Here is a 22,535-nt window from a genome sequence, read left to right as displayed (position 1 = left end):
GGGTGCGCCTACTCCTCCTCGTCGCGGGCGACGACGCTCTCGGGGGTCCATTCCTCCTCGGAGAGGTCGTCGTCCTCCCCGTCGGTGTAGTGCATCGCCGACTCCTCGGGGGAGTCCCAGCTCGTGGCGCGACCCTCCCGGGCGACCAGCCGCGCCTCGCGGTCGGGGTGCAGGCCCTCGTCGGGAGCCACGAGACGGCCGATCCGTCCGTGGTCGCCCCCGTAGACGTCACGGCCGGCGGGGACCGCGTCCACGTCGTCGCCGCCGAGCATGTCCTCCTCGGTCCCGTCCAGCCCGGACTCGTTGTCCGGCGCGCCGTAGGCCGACCAGGGATCCGCCTCCTCCTGACGGATGCGCTGGTCGATCGTCTCGTCGCCCCGCTGCTCGCTCGCCGTCACTCCGTAGGCCAACGACCCGTGCAGGCGGTCCGGTGCGGTGTAGCCCCGGTCCAGCGGATCCCCGTCGCCGTCAAGGGTGTCGGCGGAGGACAGCTGGTCCTCGTCGTCGACGCTCCAGACGCCCAGCTCGTCGCCGATGCTCTCGCGATCGTTGTGGATCATCGCCGCTCCTTCGCAGACGGGTGCTCCTCGGACCCTCATCCTACGACCCCACTACAGTCGGTCGCGCGAGGCTCCCCGACCAGCGGGGAGAGGCGGAGGAGGCGCACATGGCGTGGCGCGTGTGGGACCTGGCCGGGCCGGCCCGATCCCAGCGGCTCAACCGTCACCTGGCCTACCACCTCGCCTGGACCGCGGGCGTGCTGAACTCGGTCGGCTTCGTCGCGGTCGGCTTCTACACCTCCCACATGACGGGCCTCACCGCCAGCGTCGCCGACCACCTCGTCCTGGGCGGGTGGGTGGTCGTCGCGATGGGCCTGCTCGCGCTGACCGCCTTCGTCCTCGGCGCGATGACCTCGGCCCTGCAGTTCCACTGGGCCCGGCGCCGGGACCGCTGGCACGACCGTCGGTTCGCCCTCGTCCTGCTGACCGAGGCGGTGCTCGTCCTGCTGATCGGGGCCCTGGCCGACCTGGTGCCCGGGCCCGAGCGTCAGTGGCCCCTGGTGGCGGCCCTGGGGTTCGTCATGGGGCTGCAGAACGCGCTCATCACCAAGGTGTCCGACGCCACCATCCGCACGACGCACGTGACCGGGATGGTCACCGACATCGGCATCGAGCTGGGCAAGGGCGCCTACCGCAACCGGCTCGACGGCGCTGTTCCGGTGCGTGCCGACCTGGACCGGTTGCGGATGCACGCCACGCTCGTGGCCCTGTTCTTCCTCGGCGGGGTGATGGGGGCGCTGGGCTACCTGACGGCGGGCGTCGTGGTGCTCCTGGTCCCGGCCGCGCTGCTGCTGACGATCGCCGTGCCCCCGCTCCTCACCCGACCCGGTCCGCCCCCGGCCCCCGCCCGACTCCTGCCGTGACCGTCGTCGGCGGGAGACCCACCCCCGCCGACGGGCTCCGACGCCTCGGGGTCTGTCCGGTCCGGCTGGGGATCCGTCCGGTCCGGCTGGGGATCCGTCCGGTCCGGCTGGGGATCCGTCCGGTCCGGCCCGGTCCGGGTCCGGGTGCTCACCGGTCCGTCGGGGCCGCGGTCCCCGGTTACCCTGGACAACGGTATGGAGACCCTCAAGACCTACGACGTGCGCACCCACGGGTGCCAGATGAACGTGCACGACTCCGAGCGCCTGGCCGGGCTGCTGGAGACGGCCGGCTACGTGGACCTGGCCAGCCTGCCCCCGGGGCAGCGGTCGGACGTGGCCGACGTCGTCGTGTTCAACACCTGCGCCGTGCGTGAGAACGCCGCCAACAAGCTCTACGGCAACCTGGGTCAGCTGCGCCCGGCGAAGCTGGCCAACCCGGACCTGCAGATCGCCGTCGGCGGCTGCCTGGCGCAGAAGGACCGGGCCACCATCGTGGAGCGGGCGCCGTGGGTGGACGTGGTCTTCGGCACCCACAACGTCGGCTCGCTGCCGGCCCTGCTGGACCGCGCCCGGCACAACAGGGCGGCCGAGGTCGAGATCCTGGAGTCGCTCGAGGTCTTCCCCTCCACCCTCCCGACCCGGCGCGACTCGGCATACTCGGCCTGGGTCTCCATCTCCGTGGGTTGCAACAACACCTGCACCTTCTGCATCGTCCCCGCCCTGCGCGGCAAGGAGAAGGACCGCCGTCCGGGCGAGATCCTCGCCGAGGTCGAGGCGCTGGTGGCCCAGGGCGTCGTCGAGATCACGCTGCTGGGACAGAACGTCAACACCTACGGGGTGGAGTTCGGCGACCGGCTCGCCTTCGGCAAGCTGCTGCGCGCCTGCGGACAGGTCGAGGGGCTGGAGCGGGTGCGGTTCACCAGCCCGCACCCGGCCGCCTTCACCGACGACGTCATCACCGCCATGGCCGAGACGCCCAACGTCATGCCCAGCCTGCACATGCCGCTGCAGTCGGGCTCGGACCGGGTGCTGAAGGCGATGCGGCGCTCCTACCGCAGCGAGAAGTTCCTCGGCATCATCGACCGGGTCCGTGAGCAGATCCCCGACGCGGCGATCACCACCGACCTCATCATCGGCTTCCCCGGCGAGACCGAGCAGGACTTCCAGGACACCCTCGAGGTGGTCCGTGCCTCGCGCTTCTCCAGCGCGTTCACCTTCCAGTACTCCGTCCGCCCCGGCACGCCGGCCGCGACCATGGGCGACCAGGTGCCCAAGGCGGTCGTCCAGGAGCGTTTCGACCGGCTGCTGGCCGTGCAGGAGGAGGTCTCCTGGGCGGGCAACCGCGAGCTCGAGGGGCGCCGCGTCGAGGTGCTCGTCGCGCCGGCGGAGGGCCGCAAGGACGCCGAGACCGAGCGTCTGTCAGGTCGGGCGCGGGACAACCGGCTCGTCCACTTCGCCGTCCCCGCCGGGGCCGAGCGGCCCCGGCCGGGGGACGCCGTGACCGTCGAGGTCACCTACGGCGCCCCGCACCACCTTCTCGCCGACTCGGGCGTGCGGGGCGGGACGTATGCCGTGCGGCGCACGCGGGGCGGTGAGGCCTGGGCGGCCCTGCAGGACGGTGGCACAGAGGGGACCACCCGCAAGCCCGCGGTGAGTCTGGGCATCCCCACCGTGGGCCGGCCCCCGGCGCCGGAGCCCCTGGCCCCGGCCTGCTGCCCGACGTCCTGACGCCCGGGCGGCCACCGCCGGAGCGGACCGCGCCAGCTTCCGCCCCGTCGACGCGTCGCGCGGGAAGGGTCAGCCGCCGTCGCGCACGGGGCTGGCCCCCCGGCGTCTGGCACGCGTGGGGACGGCCACGCCCGCGGTCCGCATCCGACGCAGCCGGCGTCTCGCCTCGACGCGGTGCCGACGGCGCGCCCGGTAGCGCTCCTCCATCCGCAGCACGTCCGCCATCGCGGCCGGGTGACCGTGGAAGCGCCGGGTGGCGTAGACCAGCAGTCCCAGCGCGATGACGGCCGAGACGATCATGGTGATCCCCACGGCGGGCCCCCCGAAGAGCCACCACCGCTCGGCCACCGGCCACCAGCCGGGAGCCGGGGGGCTCCACAGCCACAGCACCGCGATGCCGATCATCACCAGGGCGACGACCACGGAGGCGGCGATGCGCGGGACGGTCTCCACACCCTCGGCAGCGCCCCGCCAGGCCTTGACCCGCACCGGCTCCATCAGCCGTCGGGCCCAGCCGTACTGGGTGGAGAGGATCGCCAGGCCCGCGAGCGTCAGCAGCAGGCCGGGACCGGGCAGGAACAGGGCGAGGATGCCCACGCACAGGACGACCCACCCCAGGGTCTCCAGCGCTATTCGCTTCGCCGCGGTCACGACGGATGAGCCTAACGGTCCGGTCTGCGAGCACCCTGGCCCGCACCCGGGCCCGCAGGACCGGTCGTGACCGGTGGGTGCCTACGATGTCCCGGTGAGCGCAGCCGAGCCGACCCCCCGTGAGCGTCGGGCCGGACAGGTCGCGGCGCTGCTGGTGGCCCTCGAGGCCGTGGTGCTCGCGGGCATCGCCGCGTTCTACCTCTACGAGCTGGCCGTGGGCGAGGGCAGCGACCCGCTCATCGTCATCATGTCCGTCGCCACGATCGCGGTCTTCGTCATCGGGCTGGCCTACACCGCCCGGGGACTGCGCGCGCGGCACCCGCGGGCCCAGGCACCGGCCATCGCCGCGAACTTCATGCTCGTGCCCCTGGGCATCGCGATGTTCCAGTTCGCCCCCTGGTGGCTGGCCGGCCTCGTGCTGACCGCCGGGTCGGCCACCGTCGCCGCGACCTTCCTCATGGGTCGTCTGGAGGTCCGGACGGACCCCTGACCTGGACCCGGGTGCAGCGACCCCTGAGGACGAGCACGCCCCGTCCCGGGACGCGCAGGTCTCCTGTGGGCAGGTCGACGGCCAGCGGAGCGCCGTGACCCACGAGGGAGGGCTGGAGCACCAGTCCCGTCCGGAGCCGGCCGACGTAGGGGACGGCACCGCGGAACAGGGCCGAGCACGCCGTCAGCTCGCCACCGACGAGCAGCCGTCCACGGGTGCGGTCCGCCCAGGCGAGGACGGTCTCCTCGGTCCGGGAGCCGGTGAGCAGATGCGCCTCGTCCAGCACGACGGTGCCCACCGTGCCGTCCAGGGCTGCGCGCAGCTCGTCGTCGTCCCACGAGCCCGGACCGGCGACGCGCACGACACCCTGCTGGTGCGTCCCGCCGGTGCCGTTCCCCTGCTCCGGCCCGGCGAGCAGCCCGAGGGTGGAGGTGACGCCCGATCCCGGGGGGCCCAGGACCAGCGCAGACCCGGTGGGGCGCGGCACGGGTTCGGCCCGTTCGCCGCCGACCGCCCACGGTCCGTCCGCGTCCAGCCGTCGCGGCAGGGTGACCAGACGGGGTGGAGCAGGACCCGGTGGTCGAGCCGGAGTCGCGCGACCGCCGACGGGAAGGTGCACCTGGGCCACCAGGCCGTCCGAGGCCCGGACCGCCCGCCCGGCAGGCCGGTGCCGTGGCACCTGGACGGGTCGCAGCCCGACCGCGGCGACGTCCGTGGGGTCGTGCGTGGGGAGCAACCAGGTCTGCGGGACGTGCCTGCCCACCGTTCCGGAGACGAGCTGCCGGTCGCCGGTGAGGACGACGCAGACCCCGGCGGAGGGTCCGTCGCGCAGCACCCGCGTCGCCAGCTCGCGGGCCTGCCCCCGGTCCGCCTCCTGCTCCTGGACCCACCGGTCCCAGCCGTCCACGACGAGGACGACCGGTGCGGCCGCGCCGGCCTCCACCGCGGCGAGTCGGCGGTCCACGACCTCGACCAGGGCGCGCAGGACGGCCGTGGCGTGGGCCGGGTCGCCAGGACCGACCCACGCCCGCAGGCCCGGGTGTGCGGACAGCTCGCTGCCGGCGAGGGCGCCCGCCGGGTCGACGACGTAGAGCCAGACGTCGCCGGCGGCGGCGACGAGGGAGCGTGCGGCGGTGGACCGGCCGCTGCGGGGCGCCCCGACCAGGGCGACGTGCCCGTCACCGCGCCAGGTGAGCGGTTCCCACGACTGCTGCTCCGGCCGGTCGGCCACCGCCCAGGCACCGGGGTCCTTCACCGGCAATCGGTCGGGCAGCGGCGGGTGCCACACGGGCCGGGCGCGGACCGGCGTCGACGACCGGGCCGCGTCCTCTTCCGCCGTCCGGCGGAGCACCTCGACGATCCCCTCGACGGCGAGCGACCGTGAGAGGTCGGACGACGGGTCCGTGGCCCGACCGTCGTCCGTAGCCGTCACGACCCGCCAGCCCGCCCACGCGTCCGCCACCTCCTGGACGGTGACCTGCGGGTGGCGGACCCCGGGCCCGGCCGAGGGCCCCGGGTCGTGCGACCGTGCCGGTCCGGCGGGAGGTCCGACCTGGACGGTCTGGAAGGACCGGGCGGGTGAGGCCCCCGTCCGCAGGAGGCCGGCACCGGGGCGACCCTCGGGCAGCTGAGCGGCGTCCGGCACGTCGAGGACGTCCAGGCTGTCGGCCACCTCGCGCACCCGCAGGGCGATGCGGAGGTTGACGTTGGCCCGCAGGTCGGGCGAGACCACCCCGCCCGGCCGCTGGGTGGCCAGCACCAGGTGGACGCCGAGGCTGCGCCCGACCGTGGCGACGCGCACCAGACCGCTGAGGAAGTCCGGCAGCTCCTCGGCCAGGACCCTGAACTCGTCGACGACGATGAGCAGCCTCGGGATGCGGTCCCCGCCCTCCGCCACGTCCCGCAGGCCCTCCTGGGCGAGCTGGCGCTCGCGCCGACGGAGCTCCGCGCGCAGCGACTCCAGGACGCGGTGCCCCAGGTGCGGGTCCAGGTCGGTCACCAGACCGACGGCGTGGGGCAGGGCCGAGAGCTGTCCCAGCGAGGAGCCGCCCTTGTAGTCCATGAGCAGCACGCCGAGGCGGGACGGCGGATGGGCGAGCGCGAGCCCGGTCACGAGCGTGCGCAGGAGCTCGGACTTGCCCGATCCGGTCGTCCCGGCGACCAGTGTGTGCGGGCCGTCGCGGACGAGGTCCACGACCACGGGGGTGCCCCGCGCGTCGGTGCCGAGCGGGACGGACAGCCCCTGCGCCCCGGCCGCCGACGACCACCCCCGGCGCACCTGGTCCGTGTCCGTGGGCCACGGCGCGAGGTCACCCAGGGTCGCCGGCCGGGAGAGCGGGCCGGGTCCTGCAAGGGGGACGTCCTCGGCGCACCCCGCGAGCAGACGGGCCAGCCGGCGGGCCAGCGGCAGGCCGAGCATCGTGGGCTCGAACCGCAGGTCCGGTTCGCCCGGTCGTCGCAGCACCGCCTGCCCCGGCGCGGCCACCTCCACCCGGGGTCGCCCGGCCGGTGCGTCACGGACGTCGTCGACCAGGCACAGGTGCTCACCCCAGCGCAGCCCGTCCGTCCCCCCGTCCGTCCACCCGTCCGGGCTCGCCGGACGGGTGTGCGGCAGCCACGCCAGCAGGTCCCACCCGTCCCCGGGGGTTCCACGGGATCGACCAGCAGGCGCAGGGCGGAGGGCGGGTGGGTGGTGGCGACCTGCAGCAGCACCGACCGGACCAGGCCGTCCCGCAGGTGTGCCGGACCCACCACCGCCAACGGCTGCTCCAGGTCCAGGGTCACCGGGCCGTCCCCGTGGGTCAGCACCGCACCGTCGTGACGCACGCCGGCCGGGCACCGGGAACGGCCCAGGACGACCTCCAGCGGTTCGTGGGCCCGGGACCACAGCTCCGTGGAGGGCGCCGGCAGCAGGGCGGTGACCACCCCGCCCAGACCGGGACGAGCGGCCCGCAGCGCGGTCAGGTCGTCGGCCAACGCGCGACGGCGGACCTCCTCGAGGCGGATCAGTTCCTCGTCGTGCCGGGCCGCGGCGTCCCGGTGCTCGGTCCGCGTCCGGCGACGCTCGCCGAGGTGGTGGCCGAGGACCATCGCGGGCGCCATCAGGCCGAACAGCAGGAGGAAGGGCATCCGGAGCACCACGGCCAGGGCCACCGACGCCGCGAGGGGGAGTCCCCAGGACCACGCGCTGGGGGGCCGCACGACCTCCCGCTGGGGTGGAGCGGGGGTGCTCAGCGACACCTCCGGCCGTGGCGTGCCGGTGCGGGGCCAGGGTCTGACCTCGGCCCTTCCGCCGCGCCAGCGCACGGGCAGCGGTGCCCCAGGCCGGGTCCGCAGCGTCAGCCGTGAGCCTCCGACCAGCAGGTCGTGGCCGGGGACCCAGCGGCGCGGGCCGGCGGTCCCCTCGGTGCAGGGGTGCGCCTCCTCCTTCTCCGGCGACCAGCGCATCCCGTTGGTCGAACCCAGGTCCTCGACCGTGATGCCCTCGCGGTCCGCGGCGACCCTCACGTGCCACCGGGAGAGCGCGGGGTCGAGGACGGTCAGGTCGCAGGAGGGGTCGCGGCCGACCGTCACCGACGCCCCCGGAGCCACCTGCACGCACGCCCCGGCGTCCGGTCCGTCGGCGACGACGAGCCTGGGCAGGGGCGTGGCGGGCGGGAGGGCCGCGGGCCCCACGGCATACCCGTGCAGGGGGAGCCGTGCGGCGGGGGGCGGGACGGCTACGCCGACCAGGGCGTGGACGTCTGCGGGGGTGAGGTGTTCGGGGCCCTCGAGCACGAGGTACCTCGGCGCCGGGCACGCCGGCACGGTGATCATCGCTCGCACCGGCCCATGGTGGCTCGTTCTCCGCCCGCAGCCTCTCCGTCGTCCACAGCCCCGGGGTCTGTCCACAGATCTGGTTCGGGTTTGGTCAGGCTTTGGCAAAGTCCCTTTACAGTCCTGCTCACGCTTGGTCGCATGGTCCGCTGTGGGGCCGGTGGCCCGGCACGACGGTTCGGAACGACAGGGGGAGGGCAGGTCCATGCAGGCCGCGCTGCACGATCTCGAGGAGGACGTGCGTGAGCTCATCCGTCGACGTCGGCTCGACCCCTCCCGCGACGACCTGGAGGTGCGCGACCTCATCGGCGAGGTCCTCGACGACTACGACGAGCGCGCGCTCCTGGGCGGACTGGTCCCGCTGGGGGACCGTCGTGAGGCGCAGCGCGCCCTCCTGGAGTCGGTGGCCGGCTTCGGCCCGCTGCAGCCCTACCTCGACGACCCGACGGTGGAGGAGATCTGGATCAATGCTTTTCGGGGTTACGGTAACGGATGGTGAAGAGTGAACCCGCTGGTCAAAGGCCTATGCGAGCGTTGGCAGCATTGGCAAAGAACGGCCTTGAATGATCCTCGTGCGGCCCCTGTGCGGCCCCGCTCGGGTCTCTTCCTGTTGTCGGACCTGCCTGAGCCAGGCCATCCGGACGCCCGATCCGAACCGCCCTCCGTGCCTGGACTGCTGTCGCCGCCTCAGCCGGACGGAACCAACGATGCCCAACGTAGCTAGGATCGGGGCCCATGACTCAGGCACCGGGAAGAGAAGAAGCAGCAACTCAGGACGACGACGGCATCACGGTGTACCTCATGGACTCCCAGGGCGAGGTGTCCGTTCGCCGTTCCAATGAGATTCCCCCCGACACTGACGGTCTGCTCGAGTTTGTGGTCTTCACGGCTGGCATGGATGGCGACTTGCACCAGCACTGGTTCGTCGCCGACGGCCAAGACGCCCCCTTCGACATCAAAATCGGGCCCGGCGGAGACCTCGCTGTGGGCATCGAGGGCAAGATGCTGATGATGTTTGCGCCAGGCGTGTGGCGACAGGTGCGTACAGCTGCGGCCATGCCCTGACCGCTCCCTCACCATCAAGCATGTTGGAAGCCGCCGCGGCGGTCCCAGTAGCTCCTGGACTCGACTACTGCCTTAGCGAACTCGCGCTGAGAGACCTGCAGACCTACCTGGATGGGTCGGTCGACGGCCGCCAGGAGCACCCGCTCGGCGTCTGCTGAGAGCTGCACGACCGGAGCCGACCCCCCATTGCCCGGAGTCGACGAGGTCCGATCCGAGGCGGTGCGTAGCCGTGGGGGTGCGTCGATCGAGGGCGACTCGAAGCTCGTGGAGGCGACCTCGTCGGTCAGCCCTCCCAGGGTGCTCCTGACGTCCCCGAAGCGGTCCTCCAGACCCCTCACGAAGCCGTCGATGATGAGCTGACCGGCGCCGCGCAGGATGCTCCGGTCCTTGGACGCGGGACCCTTCCAGTCGGGCAGCAGGTTGGTCAGCCTGCCCAGCTCGCCCCTCACCCGGTCGAAGCCGCCCCGGAGGCCGCCGAGGAAGCCGTCGATCACGTCGGCCGCGGCGCCGGTGAGCAGTCCGGAGAGGTTGCCGAGGGCGGAGACGATCCGTCCGGGCATGTTGCGGAAGAAGCCGAGGACCCGGTCGATGCCGTCGCTGACGGCGGTGCGTGTCGCGGTCATCGCGGTGGTCGCCAGGTCGCTCAGGCGCGACGTGAGGGCGCTGGCGGCGTCCTGGGCACGCCCGGGCAGGTTCTGGAAGAACGTCACGACCGCGTCGATACCGGTGCTCACCGCGGTGCGGATGGAGGTCATCATGTCGCTGAACTTCGACGGCAGGGTCTGCAGCCATGCCCAGGCGGCTTGGACGCCGGCGGTGATCGCCTGCCAGGCGTTGATGACGGCGTCCCGGAAGCCGTCGTTCGTGTTCCACAGGATGAGGAACCCGGCGACGAGACCGGCGACGAGCGCGATGACGAGGCCGATGGGGTTGGCGAGGAGGGCGGCATTCAGCAGGAGCTGGGCGGCCGCTGCGGCGGTCGTGATGACCCTCCAGGCGGCCATGGCGATGGTGAAGGCCTTGAACCCGGCGACGGCGCCGAGGATGGCACCGGTCAGCGGCAGGAGCCAGGCGGCGTTGTTCTGGACCCAGGTGCCGAAGGAGGCCAGGGCGGGCACGACGGTGCCGGTGAGGAAGTTGCCGAACTCCTGGATCTTGGGCACGACGGTCTCGGTGAGGAACGCGCCGAACTCCTGCAGGCGGGGCACGCCCTCGTTGGTGAACCAGGCGCCCAGGGACTGCAGGGCGGGCAGCAGGTGGTCCTGTGCCCAGGTGCCGAGGGCCTGGATCGCGGGGACGCCCTGCTCCAGCAGGTAGCCCATGGCGGCGGTCGCGGCGGGCAGGAAGACGGCACCGAACTCGGCGGCCAGGTTGCCGGCGACGGCCTTGGCCCGCTCCATCTTGCCGGCGAGGGTGTCGTTCTCGGCGGCGAACATCCCGGCGGCGTCGGCCGACTGCTCCATGATGAGCGCCTGGGTGGCGAGGGCCTTCTCCTGCTTGGTCAGCTCGGCCACGTTGGCCTTGCCACTGTCGGCCAGGGCGCGGGCGTTGATGTCGGCCTGGTTCAGGGACACGCCGTACTGGCGCAGCGGCTCGAACTCACCGCGCAGCGCGGAGGCCATGGCGTTGCTGGCGTCCACGACGGTCCCGCCGAAGGTGGCGGCCAGGTCGGAGGACCGTGAGATCAGCTCGTCGGTGGTCCCGGCCAGCTCCTTCATGGGGGTGCCGCTGTTCTTCAGCGAGGTCCCGATGACGACGGTCGCCAGCTCGTTGTAGGCGTTCTGGGTCAGCCCCAGGTCCATGTCGGCGCCCTTGGCGAGGGCGTGGACCTCGTCGGCGGTCTGCTTGAAGACGGCGTCGACGCCGCCCATGGACTGTTCCAGCCCGGAGGCGGCCTTGACGCCGGCGACGGTGAGCGCGGCGAAGCCTGCCCCGGCGGCGGTCGCCCCGACCGCGACGGCCTTGCCGAGGGCGCCGACGGCCTTGCCGATCTTGCCCAGGCCCATCTCGTTGCTGAGGTTGTTGAAGGCCTTGGACAGCGGCTTGGTGTCTGCCAGGACGCTGACGGTGATCGTCTGACCTGCCACGGTTCACCCCCTCCTCTTCTGGGTCTTGTTCCACTCGGTGACGATAACGCGGTGCTCGGCCACGGTGAGGGCGTAGTAGTCGCCCGGGGTCATCCGCAGGTGGACGGCGAACTGGGCCATCTCCTGCAGACGGGCCTCCCTCAGCTCTTCCGCTGGGTCTTCCTCGAACGGGCCGGGGTGGCGGGCTCGTCCAAAGGGTCGGACCCCTCCTCGTCCTCGGCGGCCGGGGTCGGCTGCAGGATGGTGTTGGCCTCTTCGAAGGTCAGCTCCTGGGCCTTGTTCCAGGTGAAGGTGGGGTCCTCGCGGCGCTTGGCGATGAAGGCGAACGCGGCCAGGGCCAGGCCCTTGGGGCGGTCGTCGTCGCCGAAGGAGGTGATCGGCTGACCGGACAGCTCCTCGATCTTGGCGACCTCGCCGAGGGTGAGCTTGTTGACGTCGATCATGGGTGGCTCCTTAGGTCAGGTTCTGCTTCTTCAACAGGTCACCGACGCCGTCCTCGAGGGCGGCGAAGGTCTTGGCGCGGGTCGACTGGACCGCGTCGGCCAGGAAGGGCTTGGCGGCGATGTTGCGGGCGGGCCAGCCGTAGTGCTGGACACCGGCGTAGGGGACCCGGGCGCCGCCTGCACGGACGACGGCCTTGGTCTTGCCCCGGCCGGCCCGTAGCGAGCCGGCCAGGGCGCCCGACAGGGTTGGCGCGTTGGGGGTGGCGGTCGCCACGACGATCAGCCCGATGGAGTGCATCAGGTCCTTCATGTCCTCGGCGGACGCGCCGGCGGCCTCGAAGGCCCGTAGCGCCTTGCGCAGGCCCTCGATCTTGACCTGGGCGCCTCCGGAGCTGAAGGTCACGTCCTTGACGGCCATGGCGCCGGTCAGACCCCGCCCTCGTCCAGGGTCGGGCCGGTCTCCACGTCGAGGCGGACCTCGAAGGTGAACTCGCTCGTGCGGGACGCCTCGCCACCGACGGACGGCTTGGGGCCGACCTTGCAGGTCCCCAGGAAGTGGGGCTGCTCGGCGGTGGCGGTCTCGTTGCCGTGGGGGGCGTAGGTGAACGGCACGACCTCGCCGGTGCTCTCCCACAGGTAGCGCCAGAAGGAGCCGGTGGCGGTGGACTGCACGGCGGAGATGGTGAAGAACCACTGGCGGTCGGTGCCAGACTCACCGGCGGCGTCCTCGAAGGTGACGACGTCGGAGTCCTTCTCCTCATTCTCCAGGACGACGCTGGTCGCGTCGGCCCAGTAGTCGGTGCCGGGGGTGCCGAAGGTCAGGGCGAGCTTGTTGCCCCGGATGCGGGTCGAACCCATGGTGTTTCTCCTATTCGGTGGTCGTGACCCGGAGCGGGCCCTGGACGATGTGGAAGCGGGACTCGAAGGTCTGCTCGGTGGTGCGGCCCGCGGACCCGCCCAGGCGTGGGGCGAGGGGCACGGTCAGGACACCGGTGAAGTGGGGCTGGTCCTCGGTCGGCAGGGGGTTGCCGTGGGGGGCGTAGGCGAAGGGGACGGTCTGACCCTGGTGCTCCCAGCAGAACGTCCACAGGGAGGCGGCGGCGGTCGACTGGACGGCCTCCACGTCGAACCAGGAGCGCAGGCGGATCAGCTTGACCTCGCCATGCATGTCGGGGACCTCCAGGTCCTCGCCGTCCATGACCACGCTGGTCGCGTCGGCCCAGTGGTCCACGCCGTCGACGTGGAAGGAGAGTCGGTCGCCCTTGATCCTCGGAGAGCCCATCAGGTGCCCCCGTCCGTGATCGTGTCGACGGTGCGGGCGACGTCCACGGTGGTGGACAGGAAGTGGGTGCCGGCGTGGCCGAGCATGGTCGGCTGGTCGATCCGCTCCACGTCCCAGGCGCCTTGGTCCAGGGCCACGGCCGTGGCCGCGACCACGTGGTCCAGCTGGCGGGTGGCGGTCTGGTTGGTGCCCTGTGAAGCGACGAGCACCACGGTGAAGCGGACCGACCAGGATCCGAAGGTCTCACCGGCCTCCACGTACGGGGAGCCGGCGGCGATGATCGCCACGGGAGGGGTGATCCGCTCGGGCAGGTGGTCCAGGACCGTCCCGATCGGGGCCAGGACGGCCTGCAGGTCCTCCCGCAGGGCTCGCAGCGTGTTCATGCGAGCCCCGCGGGCAGGAAGCGGTCCAGGATGGGGTACGCGCCGAGCATGGGGTCTCGGGCCATCCGGACCGGTGACGGTCCGTCCAGGGCGGCGAACTGGGTGATCCCGCCCGGGGCGTTGCGTCGGTGGAACAGCTCGGCCGCGACCTCCAGCGTCGCCCTGTGCAGGGTGACGGCAGGCACCACGTTCAGCCCGACGTAGGCGGCGACGAGCTCCTCGGCCTCTGCCCAGCAGGCAGCGACGAAGGGCTCGTCGGCGGTCGCCGTCGAGTTGACGTAGGCGCTGAGGTCGGCGGCGCTCATGGTCAGACGACCGGGGCGGTGACCTTGACCAGGCCCGGGCGGACCTGGACGTAGGAGGCGGCGTAGCCGTACACGCTGAACGCCTTGGACAGGTTGACGATGTTCTCGTCCTGCAGCCGCATGGGGGCGCCGGGCGCCTCCTGGGTGCGGATCGCGGTCTCGTCGTAGGCCACCGTCGCACCGGTCGGGGCGCCGGGCCAGAGGGTGACCGGCACGCCGGCGATGTTGCCGGTCAGGCTGGACACGGTCAGGGTGCCGAGCTTGTCGGTCGGCGCCTGGGTGACCTGCAGGATCCGGTCCGTGGAGGGGACGGCCAGCAGGGAGAGGAAGACGTCCTTGGCGACGATCAGACCGGAGAGCGTCACGTCGGAGTCCTCGAAGTGCTCGACCAGGTCGATCAGGCCCTCGACGACGCCGTCCTGGGTGGTCAGGTCGGCCTCGATCTCGGCCAGGGCGGTGGCGGTGGCGTCGTTGTACGCCGCCGTCAGGGTGCCCCGGGTGAGGGTCTCCACGGCCTTGGCGTAGCGCAGGGCCATGGCGCGGAAGGAGAAGTCGACCACGTTGACCGAGGACCGCTCGATCTCCTGGCGGGTCATCTGGGTCCAGCCACCGAGGGTCTTCACCGCTGCCGTGGCGGTACCCAGGTCGACCTTGCCGTAGAGCAGGTCATCGCCCTCGGCGGCCTGCACGTCCACCTGGGTGGTGTCGTCGGCCAGGTAGCCGTACTCCACGTTCATGCCCTCGGGCGGAAGGTCCTTGGTGTGCTGGAAGAGGCTGGTGACCCGCTGGCGGGCCTCGCCGAGGCGGATGACGTCGCCGACCCAGGAGTCGCGGGAGATGGAGTCCGCGGTCGTCGCGCCGGTGTAGGCACGCATGGCGGTCTCGTCGCCGGCGGCCACGGCCTTGACGTACTCGCCGAAGGACCGGAACTGCAGGGCCGGCTCCTCGTCGGTGCGGGTGGCGACCTGGGAGCCGACGAGCTTCAGCTCGCGGTCCAGGTCCTCGATGCTGGTGCGGACCTCGTCAAGGTCCGCCCGGGTGAGCGTGTCGCTCATGGTTTCCTCCTGGTGGGGGGTGGGCTGTGCCTCGCGGACCGAGGTCACGGTGGCCTTGTCGTAGGCCGGGATGGGGACGACCGAGACCTCGCGGACCCGGATCTTGGTGCGCGTCAGGGTCATGGACCCGTCGTCGTGGACCTCCTCGCGGTGCTCCACGGGCACGAAGCCGATGGAGAGCCGGTCGACCACGCCGTCGCGCAGCAGCGTGTAGGCCTCCTCGCCGCGGCGGGGGGGTGCGGGACAGGACGCCGGTGATCTGCCAGCCCTCGTCGGTGTCCTCGGTACGGGTGATCCGCCCGATCGGCTCGGCGTGGCGCCACCACACCTTGGCGTCCTCGGAGTCGACGACCGCGCCGCGGGCGATCCGCTCCTCGTAGAGATCTCCGATGCGGGCGACGGTGTCCCAGGGGACCGCGATGCCGGTGAACTCGCGCTTCTCCTCGTCGGTGTCCTCGGCCAGGCGGACCTGGAACTCGCGGACCTCCAGCTCGGGGGTGGTCGTGGTCATGAAGGCTCCTCGGTGGGTGCAGGGGCGGGGCCGAGCGGGTCCAGACCCTCGATCCGGCGGACCTCGTCGACGGTCAGGAAGCCGGCCTCCAGGGCGACCTTGTGCGCGTCGTAGCGCTCCTGGGTCGAGGGGCGCAGGATGGCGTCGACGTTGAAGCGGGCGGTCTGACCACGGGGCAGCAGCGCGGTCACGGCCTCCTCGATCTCGCGCAGGTAGGCCATGAGGGTCCAGCGCAGGAAGGACAGGTCGGCGGCCTGTCCGTTGAGGTAGGTCATGGACCCGCCCTCGACGACGGAGAGCATCAGGTGCGAGGGGATCCCGAACAGGCGGGCGATGTCGGTGACGGTGAACTGCCGCGACTCCAGGAACTGGGCGTCCTTGGGTGAGATCAGCAGCGGCCGGTAGTCCAGTCCGTTGCCCAGCACGGCAGGCTCGGCGCCGTTGACCGAGGTCAGCCACTGGGTCTTCACCGCGGCGGCCTGCTCGGCGGTGATGTGCTGGTCGGACTTCAGGACGCCGTTGGGCACGGTGCCGGCGTTGAACCACTCGGAGGCGTAGTCGCGCAGGTCTGCGGCGCCGGTGAGGTCCTGTGCGGCCGCCTGGATCGGCCCGAGCCCGCGCAGCCTGCCGGGGACGCGCAGGAGGGCCAGGTGCTGCACCTGCCAGGAGGCCAGGGTGCGGCCGCGGTGGGAGAAGGTGCCGTCGTCGTTGATGTGGACCTCGTTGGGGTCCAGCACGAGCAGCGCGGAGGGTGCCTCGGCCGGTGAGGACCGCTCGACGCGCCAGAACGCGTTGCCGTTGGCGGCCAGGGACGTGGTCGTCATCTCCAGCCACGCCGAGCGGGGCACCTTCACGTCAGGGCGACGGACCCACGTCGGGGAGGGGATCGTCTCCTCGCCACGCCACAGGTCCAGGGAGAGCTGGGACACGGCCGAGGAGATCAGCGAGAAGGCCCGGTAGACCGGGATGAGGGTGAGCGCCTGGGCCTGGGTGATCGGCAAGCGGTCGGACCGCGCCGGGGGCATGACGCCCTCGGGGGTGGTCTCGGAGCGGATCTCGTCCTGCAGGTCGGGCAGTCGCTCGGCTCCCTCGATCACGGGGAGCCCCAGCAGTTGCGACCACCAACCCAATGCAGATCCGATCCGGACGCGGTAGCGGGACACCCTCAGTCTATCATAATGATTCTCATTCTCAGTAGACCGTCGGCGGGGTGTCCGTCTCGACCCTCGGCGGCCAGGACGGCCAGGGCGGTGGCGACGACCGCGTCGATCTCGACCGAGGAGTCCTTGCGGCTGATCCGGTAGGCGTCCCCGACGTTCTTGCGGACCGTGCGAGGCACCTGGACGGACAGCAGGGGGTCTCCACGGTGCTTCAGGCGGCCGTGGGCCAGCTTGGAGTGCAGCAGGCCGCTGGCGTTCACCATGTCGCCCTGGGAGCAGATCCGTGCGGGCAGACCGCGGCGCTTCAGCTCAAGGCCCAGGTCGCGCAACTGGTAGGAGTCCATGGCGTAGGTGACGGGCGACCACCGGGCCAGGTCGGTGCAGACCGCTGCCAGACGCTCGATGGTGGGCTGCGGGATGGAGGCGACGAGCTGGGTCCAGACGGTGTCCCCGACCCGGACCGCGGCGCTGATCGAGGCGAAGCCCCACTCGGGCGTGCGGTCGATCCCGAAGACGGGGCGCAGGTCGCGCGGGAAGGCTTGGTCCTCGGCCCAGGCCGCGGCGACCCACTCACCGGCCCCGATGAAGACGCCCGACGAGCTCACGAAGCGGTTGAGCCGGTAGCGCACCACGTCGGCCGGCGGCATGGAGCGCACGTCGGACAGGACGGTCTCCAGGTCGACCCGCTCGGCGGCCAGGGCAGGACCGGCGGCCTGCAGGTAGCGGGCGAGGGTGGCGTCGTCGTCGGGCACGGTCGACTCGGGTGCCTCCCATATGAAATGGGCGAAGGTGTCCCCGGCCTCACCGGTCTCGGCCAGCTTGTAAAGGTGCTTCAGCAGGTCGGAGCCGTCGTCGCCGGCCGTGGTGATCCCGACGACGAGACAGTCCGGGCGGCCACCGGTGCCGGAGACCAGGTCGGACCACAGGGCCATCCGCAGCAGGTGGACCTCGTCGACCAGGCCCAGGTCGATCGGCAGACCCTGCAGCGCGGCCGACTTCGACGCCTTGATCTCGTACCGGCCACCGTCCTTGGCCCGGATGCCGCGGGTGTCCGTCAGAGCCTCGAAGGCCACGGCCAGGCCGGCGTTGGCCGAGATGACGCGCATGGTCCGGTCGTAGACCAGGCGGGCCTGCTCGGCGCTGGAGGCGATACCCACGACATAGGGCGACGTCTTCCACAGGAGGAACAGCAGGCCCAGGGCGGCGGCGATCTCGGTCTTGCCGGACTGGCGGGCCATGGAGACGAGGACCTGCCGGCGGCGCAGGCGACCCGTCGCGGGGTTGATCTCGGTGATCGCCTCGAGCAGGTGCTCCTGCCACTCGTCCAGCTGGTAGCCGCGGGCGGTCTGCCAGGCGATCCGGAAGACGGCGCGGTAGCGGCCGAAGACGGACGGGAAGTCCTCGGTCAGCGGGGGCGACCAACGCGCCGGGGGCCAGGCGGGGATCACGAGGCCCGGGCCTCCTGCAGCGCCACGGTCAGCGGGTCGACGCCAGACTCGACGGGACGCTCCTTGGACAGGGACCGGAACGCCAGGCCGAACTGACCCAGGAGCGCAGGGGCCATGTCGCCGGCGTCCAGCTGCACGGCCATCGCCCGCAGGGACACCACGGCCGGGGCGTGCTGGGGTCCCAGCCATGGCGAGGCGTCCTCGAACTCCTGCACGGCGGCGCTGAACGTCACCGGGGTCTTCTTGCGGCTCATCGTGGCTCCTCGCCGGATATTTGGGCCTCGTCGGTGGGAATCAAAGGGGAGGCGGGGTCAGGGAGGGGCAGCGCTAGAAACGGGATCGGGTCGGCTCGTCGGTCAGACACGTCGGATCCATTCGGGGTCGTACCAGGCGGTGCGGGCCATGACCCGGGCACCCTTGGACGCGTTGCAGCGGTTGCAGGCGCTGACGAGGTTTGCTTCGTCGTCGGTGCCGCCGTTCTTCTTGGCGACGATGTGGTCGACGGTCGTGGCTTCTCGTCCGCAGTACGCGCAGGTGTGAGCGTCACGGGCCAGGACGCGGGCGCGGGTCCGTTCCCAGTCGGTGCCGCTGCTGGAGTAGCGGCTCACCGCTGCAGGTCTCCTCGTCGCTCGGCCCGGTAGTGCGCGGGGCACAGGCCCTTGGCCCGGACGGTGTCCTCGCAGTCGGGGACCTCGCACACCTTGGGGGGCAGGGCCTCCTTGTGGTGGTCCTGGCACAGGGTGCCCCCCCTCTTGCGGCGGGGCTGGGTGCAGCCGGGGGCCTCGCAGGGTGGGGCGTCCTGGCGGCGGGCCCTGTTGTAGTGGACCCCGCACATGCCCTTGGACTTGGCCGGGGCGGTGCAGTCCTCGACGCTGCAGGGGGGTGCCTCGGACAGGCGGACCTCTTCGTAGTGGGAGCCGCACAGGCCTCGGCCCCGGACGGGTCGGTCGCAGCCGTCGAGGCTGCACGGGGTGGGCGTGCGGGCACGCTTGTCGGCCATGTAGTGGGCCATGCACATGCCCTTGGCGTGGCTGCCGTTGGTGCAGTCCCCGACGCTGCAGGGCGCCACCTTGGCCTTGTGGCGTTCGTAGTGCAGGCGGCACTTGCCGCGGGAGTAGTGGCCCTCGGTGCAGCCGTCCTCCTCGCAGGTGGCCGGCGGGGTGTAGGTCTGCCAGTCGCCGCGGTCGACGGCTCGGTTGCGCTCGAAGTTGTAGTGGTTGCGGCACAGGCCTCGGCCGACGGGTGGCTTGGTGCAGAGGTTGACGAGGCAGTAGTCACCGGCGCTGGTGTAGAACGTGGCGCCGAGGCCTTGCCGGTCGATGTCGTCGGCCTGGGCCTGCAGGTCCTCGAGCTTGATGATGACGGAGGCGGGGTCGTCATCCTCGAAGGCTCGGGTCCACATGGGCCCGTGGGTGTAGACGACGCCCTTGCCGGGGCCGTCCAGGGCTTCCTGCTGGGCTTCCAGGGAGGGGCCGTACTTCTTGCGTGCCTCGATGCCGGCGGCGGCCTTGGGTGAGCGTGGGGCGTAGCCGACGACGTCGGAGAAGTGGTTGCGGGCGCGGTGCTTGAGCGACCCGTAGAGCCATGCTGCGTACTGGCGCTCGGGGGCGGGGTGCCAGGGGTCGGGGGTGAACTCGGTGCCGGCCTCGACGGCCTTGACGAGGAGCCAGTCGCGCAGGTCGTCGCGCAGGTCGTGGTCTCGGTGGGTGTCGTAGAGGCGGGCGCCGGTGTTGCGCCAGACGGTCTCGGCGGTGTGCATGGTGTATTCGGCCCAGGCGTGGGGCCATTGGTGCCACAGGTAGCGGTCCCACGGTTCGGGCATGCGGGTGGCGAACCACATGGGGATGCCGGCGTCGGTGAAGAAGTCGATCGCCTGCTCGGCGGTCAGCTCGGTGGTGGGGCCGGGGTCGAGGATCCGGTCCATGGAGCGACGACGGCTCATGATGCCTCCTTGGCTTCGGCGGGGCGTAGGCCGGGGATGCCGATCACTCCCCAGGCGCGGTCGTTCTGGATGCTGGAGAGGACGCTGCGTAGGACGGTGCGGTCCTGGAGCAGCTCTTCGAGGGGTCGGGGGTTGCCGTACATGGCCTCGCCCTCATAGGCGATCTGGTGGTCGGCGGCCTCCTGGTCGACGAACTCGTCGTAGAGGCGTTCCAGCATGGTCTGGGCGTCGGGGCCCTTGCGGGTCATCCAGGTGTCGTCCGTCGCTGCGCTGGAGACCCCCCAGGGGTCGTTGGCGTCCTGTACGAAGGCCAGGAAGTTGCGCTCCAGGTCGCCACGTTCGTGGCACCTGGTCATCCATGCCTGGGCGGACTTGACGTTGTGGGCCTTGAGGAAGTCGTCGATCAGGTCCAATCGCTCATCCTCCTCGTCCCAGGCGAGGAGGTGAGCTGCGTGACGTCGTGCGGGCGAAGAAGATGAGTTTGGATCTTTGATATGAACCTTTGATTGAGTACGTCTCCCGTACTGCTGGATGACGGGAGACGTACTGCTGGCGTCGTGAGGCGTACTGCTGGACTGGGCCAGGGGTCCGTCTCCCGTACTGCTCAGGGGTCCGTCTCCCGTACTGCTGGGCTGCTCAGGGGGTCGCTCGCCCGACCCCCTGGAGCCACCGGGGATGACCATGGCGTAGGTCGTCGGCTTGTGCTGGCGACCCTTCTCCACGACGACGAGCCACCCGCTGTCACGCAGGCCCTTCAGGGCACGGTTGGCGGCGTCTCGGGAGAGGCCGGTGCGCTCCATCAGCCGGCACATCGTGACCCACACGAGCCGCTGGTCTCGTGCGTGGTCGGCGAAGATGGAGGCGACGAAGCGCTCCAGCGGCTTCAGGTCGCTCGAGTAGACGGCGTTCATCCAGTTGTGCCGCCACCACAGTCCCGTCGTCTCGGTCATCGGTTGCCGGCCCTCCCTCGTGCCTTCAGCGCCGCGACGTACTTCTCCCGCTGGCGGGTGTCTGCCCGGTAGACCTTCAGGGCGGCCCGGGCGAGGGCGGCGTCCGTGCGGCTCGTCCTGGCGGCCACGACGGTCTTCCAGCGGTCGGGGCGTGCTCGTGCCCATCGCAGGGCACGGGCGGCCTCGTCGCGCTCCACGACGGCCACCAGGCCGTACGGGAGCGTGACCTCGTCCTCAGGGTCCTCGTCCTCCCACAGGGGTTGGGTGGCCGCGGTCATGCGGCCTCCCGGACGGCTTGGGTGCCACGCCAGATCCGGCAGACCCCACCGTGACGGGTCGGCCGTGCCGAGGGCTGGTAGCGGACCGGCTCGATCAGGCCCCTGGCGCTGGCGTTGAGGAACAGGGGACCCCACCGGTGGGGCTTGTCAGGCTCGGGCACGCCGATCCCGACCAGGTCGTAGGCCTCGAACTCGGCGCCGCTACGCGCCCACCACAGGAGGGCGCGTTCGGCGCAGTCGCGCCACCATGTGTCGGCGTTGTCGAGGACCTGGTCGGGGTCGAAGGTGGGGATCTCCTGGGGCTCCATCAGACGGACCTCGCCTTCCTGTCGACGCGCATGAGGGTGCTGACGTAGCGGCTGCTGATGTCGTCGGTGCACTTGTCGCAGACGCCGGGCGGGAGGCCTGACCCACCGTCGACAATGCAGCCGAGGGCGTGGAAGCGCAGGCCGCCCGGGCCCTTGCCGGCCCTGGTGCGGTTCGGCAGCTGGTGGCCGGCGTTCGTGGGGATGACCAGGTACCCGTGGCGCGTCACCCGATCACTCCCATGCCGTCAAGGACCTCCAGCGCCTCCTTGTACGCGTCCAGCTCGTCCTGGGTGAACCGCTCCCGCACCAGACGCTTGGCTTGGTCCCGGTCGCTGATCCCGTGCCGGGCGAAGAGATCCCGGATCGTGCGGGCGGCCTCGGCGGGGGTCATCAGCCGACCTCCCCGTCGTGCCCGAGCGCCTGCATGGCGGCGGCGATCGCCTGGTAGTGCTCGGCAGCGTCGTCGACCGAGCGGGGCGTGAGGTCCGCGCAGCGGCGCCACTCGTCGGCGTGGGCCTGGTAGCTCTGCACGTCGCCGTCGTTGGTGATCCGGTAGGTGCCGCCGTTGAGGGCCTGCCAGGTCAGGGGGAAGGTGGCGGCCGGGCGGCCCTCGATCAGGTCAGCGGCCGTGATGAGGGCTTGACCCAGGCGCCGGGCGTCGATGGCGGTGACGGTGACCTCGGCGACGCTGTCGACGTAGACGCTGACCTCGGTCAGCGACTCCCGCGGACCGTGATCGTTGACGAACGCGCCCACGGACACCCGCAGCTGGTCGTAGCTAATGTGCGCGGCCGAGGGGGTGCTGACCCACTCGTCGATGAACCGGTCGTAGTAGGCGCCGTAGTCATCGGGGTGGACCCCCTCGCCGCGCTGGGGGGCCACGTCGGTGGCGGGGTCCTGCATCCACGCCTCGGGGGTCTTGATGCTGTCGGTCCCGTCTGGGATGATGGTCATGGACTTGCTCACTTCCTGGTTGGTGGTGGGGTGGTTCAGGCCCTGGCCGGTGTTGCAGCACCGTGCCGGGGCGTTCTTCGTGGTGCGGGTCATGTCAGACCGCCGTTCGGTGGCTTGAGGTCTGCCGGTAACGGGTCTCCATCCACTCGATGACCTCGTCCTCCCATGCGACCAAAGACGCCCGGAGAGTTTGAAGAGGTTGGGGCCCTTCTCTGGAGCGTTCGAACGCCAGTACCGAAGGGTGTTCTTAGGGACG

General features: G+C 71.6%; 27 protein-coding genes. 5 read left to right on the top strand and 22 right to left on the bottom strand.

Annotated features, from left to right (window positions below; all coding sequences use genetic code 11):
* Window positions 1–8: 8 nt before the first annotated feature.
* Entirely contained in the window at window positions 9–560 is a 552-nt protein-coding gene (locus tag ACQ95T_RS13875; RefSeq protein WP_425941484.1) for a DUF5709 domain-containing protein, read from the bottom strand.
* A gap of 107 nt (window positions 561–667) precedes the next feature.
* Here ACQ95T_RS13875 and ACQ95T_RS13870 point away from each other — a divergent pair, with 107 nt between their 5' ends.
* Window positions 668–1,423, top strand: a complete 756-nt coding sequence (locus ACQ95T_RS13870; RefSeq protein ID WP_425941483.1) for a YoaK family protein — start codon at window positions 668–670, stop codon at window positions 1,421–1,423.
* Between the two features lie 195 nt (window positions 1,424–1,618).
* Entirely contained in the window at window positions 1,619–3,151 is a 1,533-nt protein-coding gene (gene miaB, locus ACQ95T_RS13865; RefSeq protein WP_425941482.1) for a tRNA (N6-isopentenyl adenosine(37)-C2)-methylthiotransferase MiaB, read from the top strand.
* Between the two features lie 69 nt (window positions 3,152–3,220).
* Here the strand turns inward: miaB and ACQ95T_RS13860 are convergent, their stop codons facing one another.
* Entirely contained in the window at window positions 3,221–3,802 is a 582-nt protein-coding gene (locus ACQ95T_RS13860) for a PGPGW domain-containing protein (RefSeq protein WP_425941480.1), read from the bottom strand.
* Between the two features lie 94 nt (window positions 3,803–3,896).
* On the opposite strand from ACQ95T_RS13860, the gene ACQ95T_RS13855 reads away from it, so the two are divergent.
* On the top strand, window positions 3,897–4,292 hold the full coding sequence (locus tag ACQ95T_RS13855; RefSeq protein ID WP_425941478.1) for a hypothetical protein: 396 nt from the start codon (window positions 3,897–3,899) through the stop codon (window positions 4,290–4,292).
* On the opposite strand, the gene ACQ95T_RS13850 is transcribed toward ACQ95T_RS13855, so the two are convergent.
* Both ACQ95T_RS13850 and ACQ95T_RS13845 read right to left on the bottom strand, forming a co-directional pair.
* Window positions 4,258–6,486 (bottom strand): FtsK/SpoIIIE domain-containing protein, encoded by a 2,229-nt coding sequence (locus tag ACQ95T_RS13850; protein WP_431473835.1) that lies wholly within the window; start codon window positions 6,484–6,486, stop codon window positions 4,258–4,260. The two genes, ACQ95T_RS13855 and ACQ95T_RS13850, sit on opposite strands and share 35 nt — an antisense overlap.
* Complete coding sequence (locus ACQ95T_RS13845) at window positions 6,402–8,108, bottom strand: FHA domain-containing protein (RefSeq protein WP_431473834.1); 1,707 nt, start codon at window positions 8,106–8,108, stop codon at window positions 6,402–6,404. The genes ACQ95T_RS13850 and ACQ95T_RS13845 overlap by 85 nt, the downstream gene beginning before the upstream one ends.
* Window positions 8,109–8,313: 205 nt before the next feature.
* Here ACQ95T_RS13845 and ACQ95T_RS13840 point away from each other — a divergent pair, with 205 nt between their 5' ends.
* Both ACQ95T_RS13840 and ACQ95T_RS13835 read left to right on the top strand, forming a co-directional pair.
* Window positions 8,314–8,607 (top strand): hypothetical protein, encoded by a 294-nt coding sequence (locus ACQ95T_RS13840; protein WP_425941477.1) that lies wholly within the window; start codon window positions 8,314–8,316, stop codon window positions 8,605–8,607.
* A gap of 236 nt (window positions 8,608–8,843) precedes the next feature.
* Window positions 8,844–9,173, top strand: a complete 330-nt coding sequence (locus ACQ95T_RS13835) for a hypothetical protein (RefSeq protein WP_425941475.1) — start codon at window positions 8,844–8,846, stop codon at window positions 9,171–9,173.
* Between the two features lie 14 nt (window positions 9,174–9,187).
* Here the strand turns inward: ACQ95T_RS13835 and ACQ95T_RS13830 are convergent, their stop codons facing one another.
* The 18 genes from ACQ95T_RS13830 to ACQ95T_RS13745 form a co-directional block, all read right to left on the bottom strand.
* Window positions 9,188–11,260, bottom strand: a complete 2,073-nt coding sequence (locus ACQ95T_RS13830) for a hypothetical protein (protein WP_431473018.1) — start codon at window positions 11,258–11,260, stop codon at window positions 9,188–9,190.
* A gap of 140 nt (window positions 11,261–11,400) precedes the next feature.
* Complete coding sequence (locus ACQ95T_RS13825) at window positions 11,401–11,703, bottom strand: hypothetical protein (protein WP_425941472.1); 303 nt, start codon at window positions 11,701–11,703, stop codon at window positions 11,401–11,403.
* A 10-nt stretch (window positions 11,704–11,713) separates the two neighbouring features.
* A complete protein-coding gene (locus ACQ95T_RS13820) occupies window positions 11,714–12,121 on the bottom strand; it encodes a hypothetical protein (RefSeq protein ID WP_425941471.1) in 408 nt (135 codons plus the stop codon).
* 8 nt (window positions 12,122–12,129) lie between these two features.
* Window positions 12,130–12,561, bottom strand: a complete 432-nt coding sequence (locus tag ACQ95T_RS13815; RefSeq protein WP_425941469.1) for a hypothetical protein — start codon at window positions 12,559–12,561, stop codon at window positions 12,130–12,132.
* A gap of 10 nt (window positions 12,562–12,571) precedes the next feature.
* The gene (locus tag ACQ95T_RS13810) at window positions 12,572–12,985 is read right to left on the bottom strand and encodes a hypothetical protein (protein ID WP_425941467.1); all 414 of its coding nucleotides are present in this window, start codon (window positions 12,983–12,985) and stop codon (window positions 12,572–12,574) included.
* Window positions 12,985–13,368 (bottom strand): hypothetical protein, encoded by a 384-nt coding sequence (locus tag ACQ95T_RS13805; RefSeq protein WP_425941465.1) that lies wholly within the window; start codon window positions 13,366–13,368, stop codon window positions 12,985–12,987. Before ACQ95T_RS13805 ends, ACQ95T_RS13810 begins: the two co-directional genes overlap by 1 nt.
* Complete coding sequence (locus tag ACQ95T_RS13800; RefSeq protein WP_425941463.1) at window positions 13,365–13,673, bottom strand: hypothetical protein; 309 nt, start codon at window positions 13,671–13,673, stop codon at window positions 13,365–13,367. The genes ACQ95T_RS13805 and ACQ95T_RS13800 overlap by 4 nt, the downstream gene beginning before the upstream one ends.
* 2 nt (window positions 13,674–13,675) lie before the next feature.
* Window positions 13,676–14,920, bottom strand: coding sequence for an HK97 family phage prohead protease (locus ACQ95T_RS13795; protein ID WP_431473017.1), 1,245 nt, complete (start codon window positions 14,918–14,920; stop codon window positions 13,676–13,678).
* A 315-nt stretch (window positions 14,921–15,235) separates the two neighbouring features.
* Window positions 15,236–16,336, bottom strand: coding sequence for a phage portal protein (locus tag ACQ95T_RS13790; protein ID WP_425941460.1), 1,101 nt, complete (start codon window positions 16,334–16,336; stop codon window positions 15,236–15,238).
* 68 nt (window positions 16,337–16,404) lie between these two features.
* Window positions 16,405–17,847: a hypothetical protein gene (locus ACQ95T_RS13785; RefSeq protein WP_431473016.1), complete on the bottom strand. Its 1,443-nt coding sequence runs from the start codon at window positions 17,845–17,847 to the stop codon at window positions 16,405–16,407.
* On the bottom strand, window positions 17,844–18,101 hold the full coding sequence (locus ACQ95T_RS13780; protein ID WP_425941456.1) for a hypothetical protein: 258 nt from the start codon (window positions 18,099–18,101) through the stop codon (window positions 17,844–17,846). The genes ACQ95T_RS13785 and ACQ95T_RS13780 overlap by 4 nt, the downstream gene beginning before the upstream one ends.
* A 102-nt stretch (window positions 18,102–18,203) precedes the next feature.
* Window positions 18,204–18,455, bottom strand: a complete 252-nt coding sequence (locus tag ACQ95T_RS13775) for an HNH endonuclease (protein WP_425941454.1) — start codon at window positions 18,453–18,455, stop codon at window positions 18,204–18,206.
* A complete protein-coding gene (locus ACQ95T_RS13770; protein ID WP_425941452.1) occupies window positions 18,452–19,789 on the bottom strand; it encodes a hypothetical protein in 1,338 nt (445 codons plus the stop codon). Before ACQ95T_RS13770 ends, ACQ95T_RS13775 begins: the two co-directional genes overlap by 4 nt.
* Window positions 19,786–20,739 carry a helix-turn-helix domain-containing protein gene (locus ACQ95T_RS13765; RefSeq protein ID WP_425941451.1) on the bottom strand — a complete coding sequence of 318 codons (954 nt, stop codon included), beginning with the start codon at window positions 20,737–20,739 and terminating at the stop codon, window positions 19,786–19,788. Before ACQ95T_RS13765 ends, ACQ95T_RS13770 begins: the two co-directional genes overlap by 4 nt.
* Window positions 20,736–21,017, bottom strand: a complete 282-nt coding sequence (locus tag ACQ95T_RS13760; RefSeq protein ID WP_425941450.1) for a hypothetical protein — start codon at window positions 21,015–21,017, stop codon at window positions 20,736–20,738. Before ACQ95T_RS13760 ends, ACQ95T_RS13765 begins: the two co-directional genes overlap by 4 nt.
* Window positions 21,014–21,325 carry a hypothetical protein gene (locus ACQ95T_RS13755; protein WP_425941448.1) on the bottom strand — a complete coding sequence of 104 codons (312 nt, stop codon included), beginning with the start codon at window positions 21,323–21,325 and terminating at the stop codon, window positions 21,014–21,016. Before ACQ95T_RS13755 ends, ACQ95T_RS13760 begins: the two co-directional genes overlap by 4 nt.
* Before the next feature lie 223 nt (window positions 21,326–21,548).
* Window positions 21,549–21,716 carry a hypothetical protein gene (locus ACQ95T_RS13750; RefSeq protein WP_425941445.1) on the bottom strand — a complete coding sequence of 56 codons (168 nt, stop codon included), beginning with the start codon at window positions 21,714–21,716 and terminating at the stop codon, window positions 21,549–21,551.
* Window positions 21,716–22,372, bottom strand: a complete 657-nt coding sequence (locus ACQ95T_RS13745) for a hypothetical protein (RefSeq protein ID WP_425941444.1) — start codon at window positions 22,370–22,372, stop codon at window positions 21,716–21,718. The genes ACQ95T_RS13750 and ACQ95T_RS13745 overlap by 1 nt, the downstream gene beginning before the upstream one ends.
* Between the last annotated feature and the right edge of the window lie 163 nt (window positions 22,373–22,535).

The organism is Ornithinimicrobium carbonis (assembly GCF_050703245.1).
Taxonomy (GTDB): domain Bacteria; phylum Actinomycetota; class Actinomycetes; order Actinomycetales; family Dermatophilaceae; genus Ornithinicoccus.
The sequence above is the reverse complement of the archived record's forward strand: the minus strand, read 5'-3'. Positions and strand labels throughout refer to the sequence as shown.

What these genes read in the sequence shown, in the direction of transcription:
- ACQ95T_RS13875 (WP_425941484.1), bottom strand. Translation starts at nt 560, where the DNA reads ATGATCCACAACGATCGCGAGAGCATCGGCGACGAGCTGGGCGTCTGG.
- ACQ95T_RS13870 (WP_425941483.1), top strand. Translation starts at nt 668, where the DNA reads ATGGCGTGGCGCGTGTGGGACCTGGCCGGGCCGGCCCGATCCCAGCGG.
- miaB (WP_425941482.1), top strand. Translation starts at nt 1,619, where the DNA reads ATGGAGACCCTCAAGACCTACGACGTGCGCACCCACGGGTGCCAGATG.
- ACQ95T_RS13845 (WP_431473834.1), bottom strand. Translation starts at nt 8,108, where the DNA reads ATGATCACCGTGCCGGCGTGCCCGGCGCCGAGGTACCTCGTGCTCGAG.
- ACQ95T_RS13840 (WP_425941477.1), top strand. Translation starts at nt 8,314, where the DNA reads ATGCAGGCCGCGCTGCACGATCTCGAGGAGGACGTGCGTGAGCTCATC.
- ACQ95T_RS13835 (WP_425941475.1), top strand. Translation starts at nt 8,844, where the DNA reads ATGACTCAGGCACCGGGAAGAGAAGAAGCAGCAACTCAGGACGACGAC.
- ACQ95T_RS13825 (WP_425941472.1), bottom strand. Translation starts at nt 11,703, where the DNA reads ATGATCGACGTCAACAAGCTCACCCTCGGCGAGGTCGCCAAGATCGAG.
- ACQ95T_RS13820 (WP_425941471.1), bottom strand. Translation starts at nt 12,121, where the DNA reads ATGGCCGTCAAGGACGTGACCTTCAGCTCCGGAGGCGCCCAGGTCAAG.
- ACQ95T_RS13815 (WP_425941469.1), bottom strand. Translation starts at nt 12,561, where the DNA reads ATGGGTTCGACCCGCATCCGGGGCAACAAGCTCGCCCTGACCTTCGGC.
- ACQ95T_RS13810 (WP_425941467.1), bottom strand. Translation starts at nt 12,985, where the DNA reads ATGGGCTCTCCGAGGATCAAGGGCGACCGACTCTCCTTCCACGTCGAC.
- ACQ95T_RS13805 (WP_425941465.1), bottom strand. Translation starts at nt 13,368, where the DNA reads ATGAACACGCTGCGAGCCCTGCGGGAGGACCTGCAGGCCGTCCTGGCC.
- ACQ95T_RS13800 (WP_425941463.1), bottom strand. Translation starts at nt 13,673, where the DNA reads ATGAGCGCCGCCGACCTCAGCGCCTACGTCAACTCGACGGCGACCGCC.
- ACQ95T_RS13780 (WP_425941456.1), bottom strand. Translation starts at nt 18,101, where the DNA reads ATGAGCCGCAAGAAGACCCCGGTGACGTTCAGCGCCGCCGTGCAGGAG.
- ACQ95T_RS13770 (WP_425941452.1), bottom strand. Translation starts at nt 19,789, where the DNA reads ATGAGCCGTCGTCGCTCCATGGACCGGATCCTCGACCCCGGCCCCACC.
- ACQ95T_RS13765 (WP_425941451.1), bottom strand. Translation starts at nt 20,739, where the DNA reads ATGACCGAGACGACGGGACTGTGGTGGCGGCACAACTGGATGAACGCC.
- ACQ95T_RS13760 (WP_425941450.1), bottom strand. Translation starts at nt 21,017, where the DNA reads ATGACCGCGGCCACCCAACCCCTGTGGGAGGACGAGGACCCTGAGGAC.
- ACQ95T_RS13755 (WP_425941448.1), bottom strand. Translation starts at nt 21,325, where the DNA reads ATGGAGCCCCAGGAGATCCCCACCTTCGACCCCGACCAGGTCCTCGAC.
- ACQ95T_RS13750 (WP_425941445.1), bottom strand. Translation starts at nt 21,716, where the DNA reads ATGACCCCCGCCGAGGCCGCCCGCACGATCCGGGATCTCTTCGCCCGG.
- ACQ95T_RS13745 (WP_425941444.1), bottom strand. Translation starts at nt 22,372, where the DNA reads ATGACCCGCACCACGAAGAACGCCCCGGCACGGTGCTGCAACACCGGC.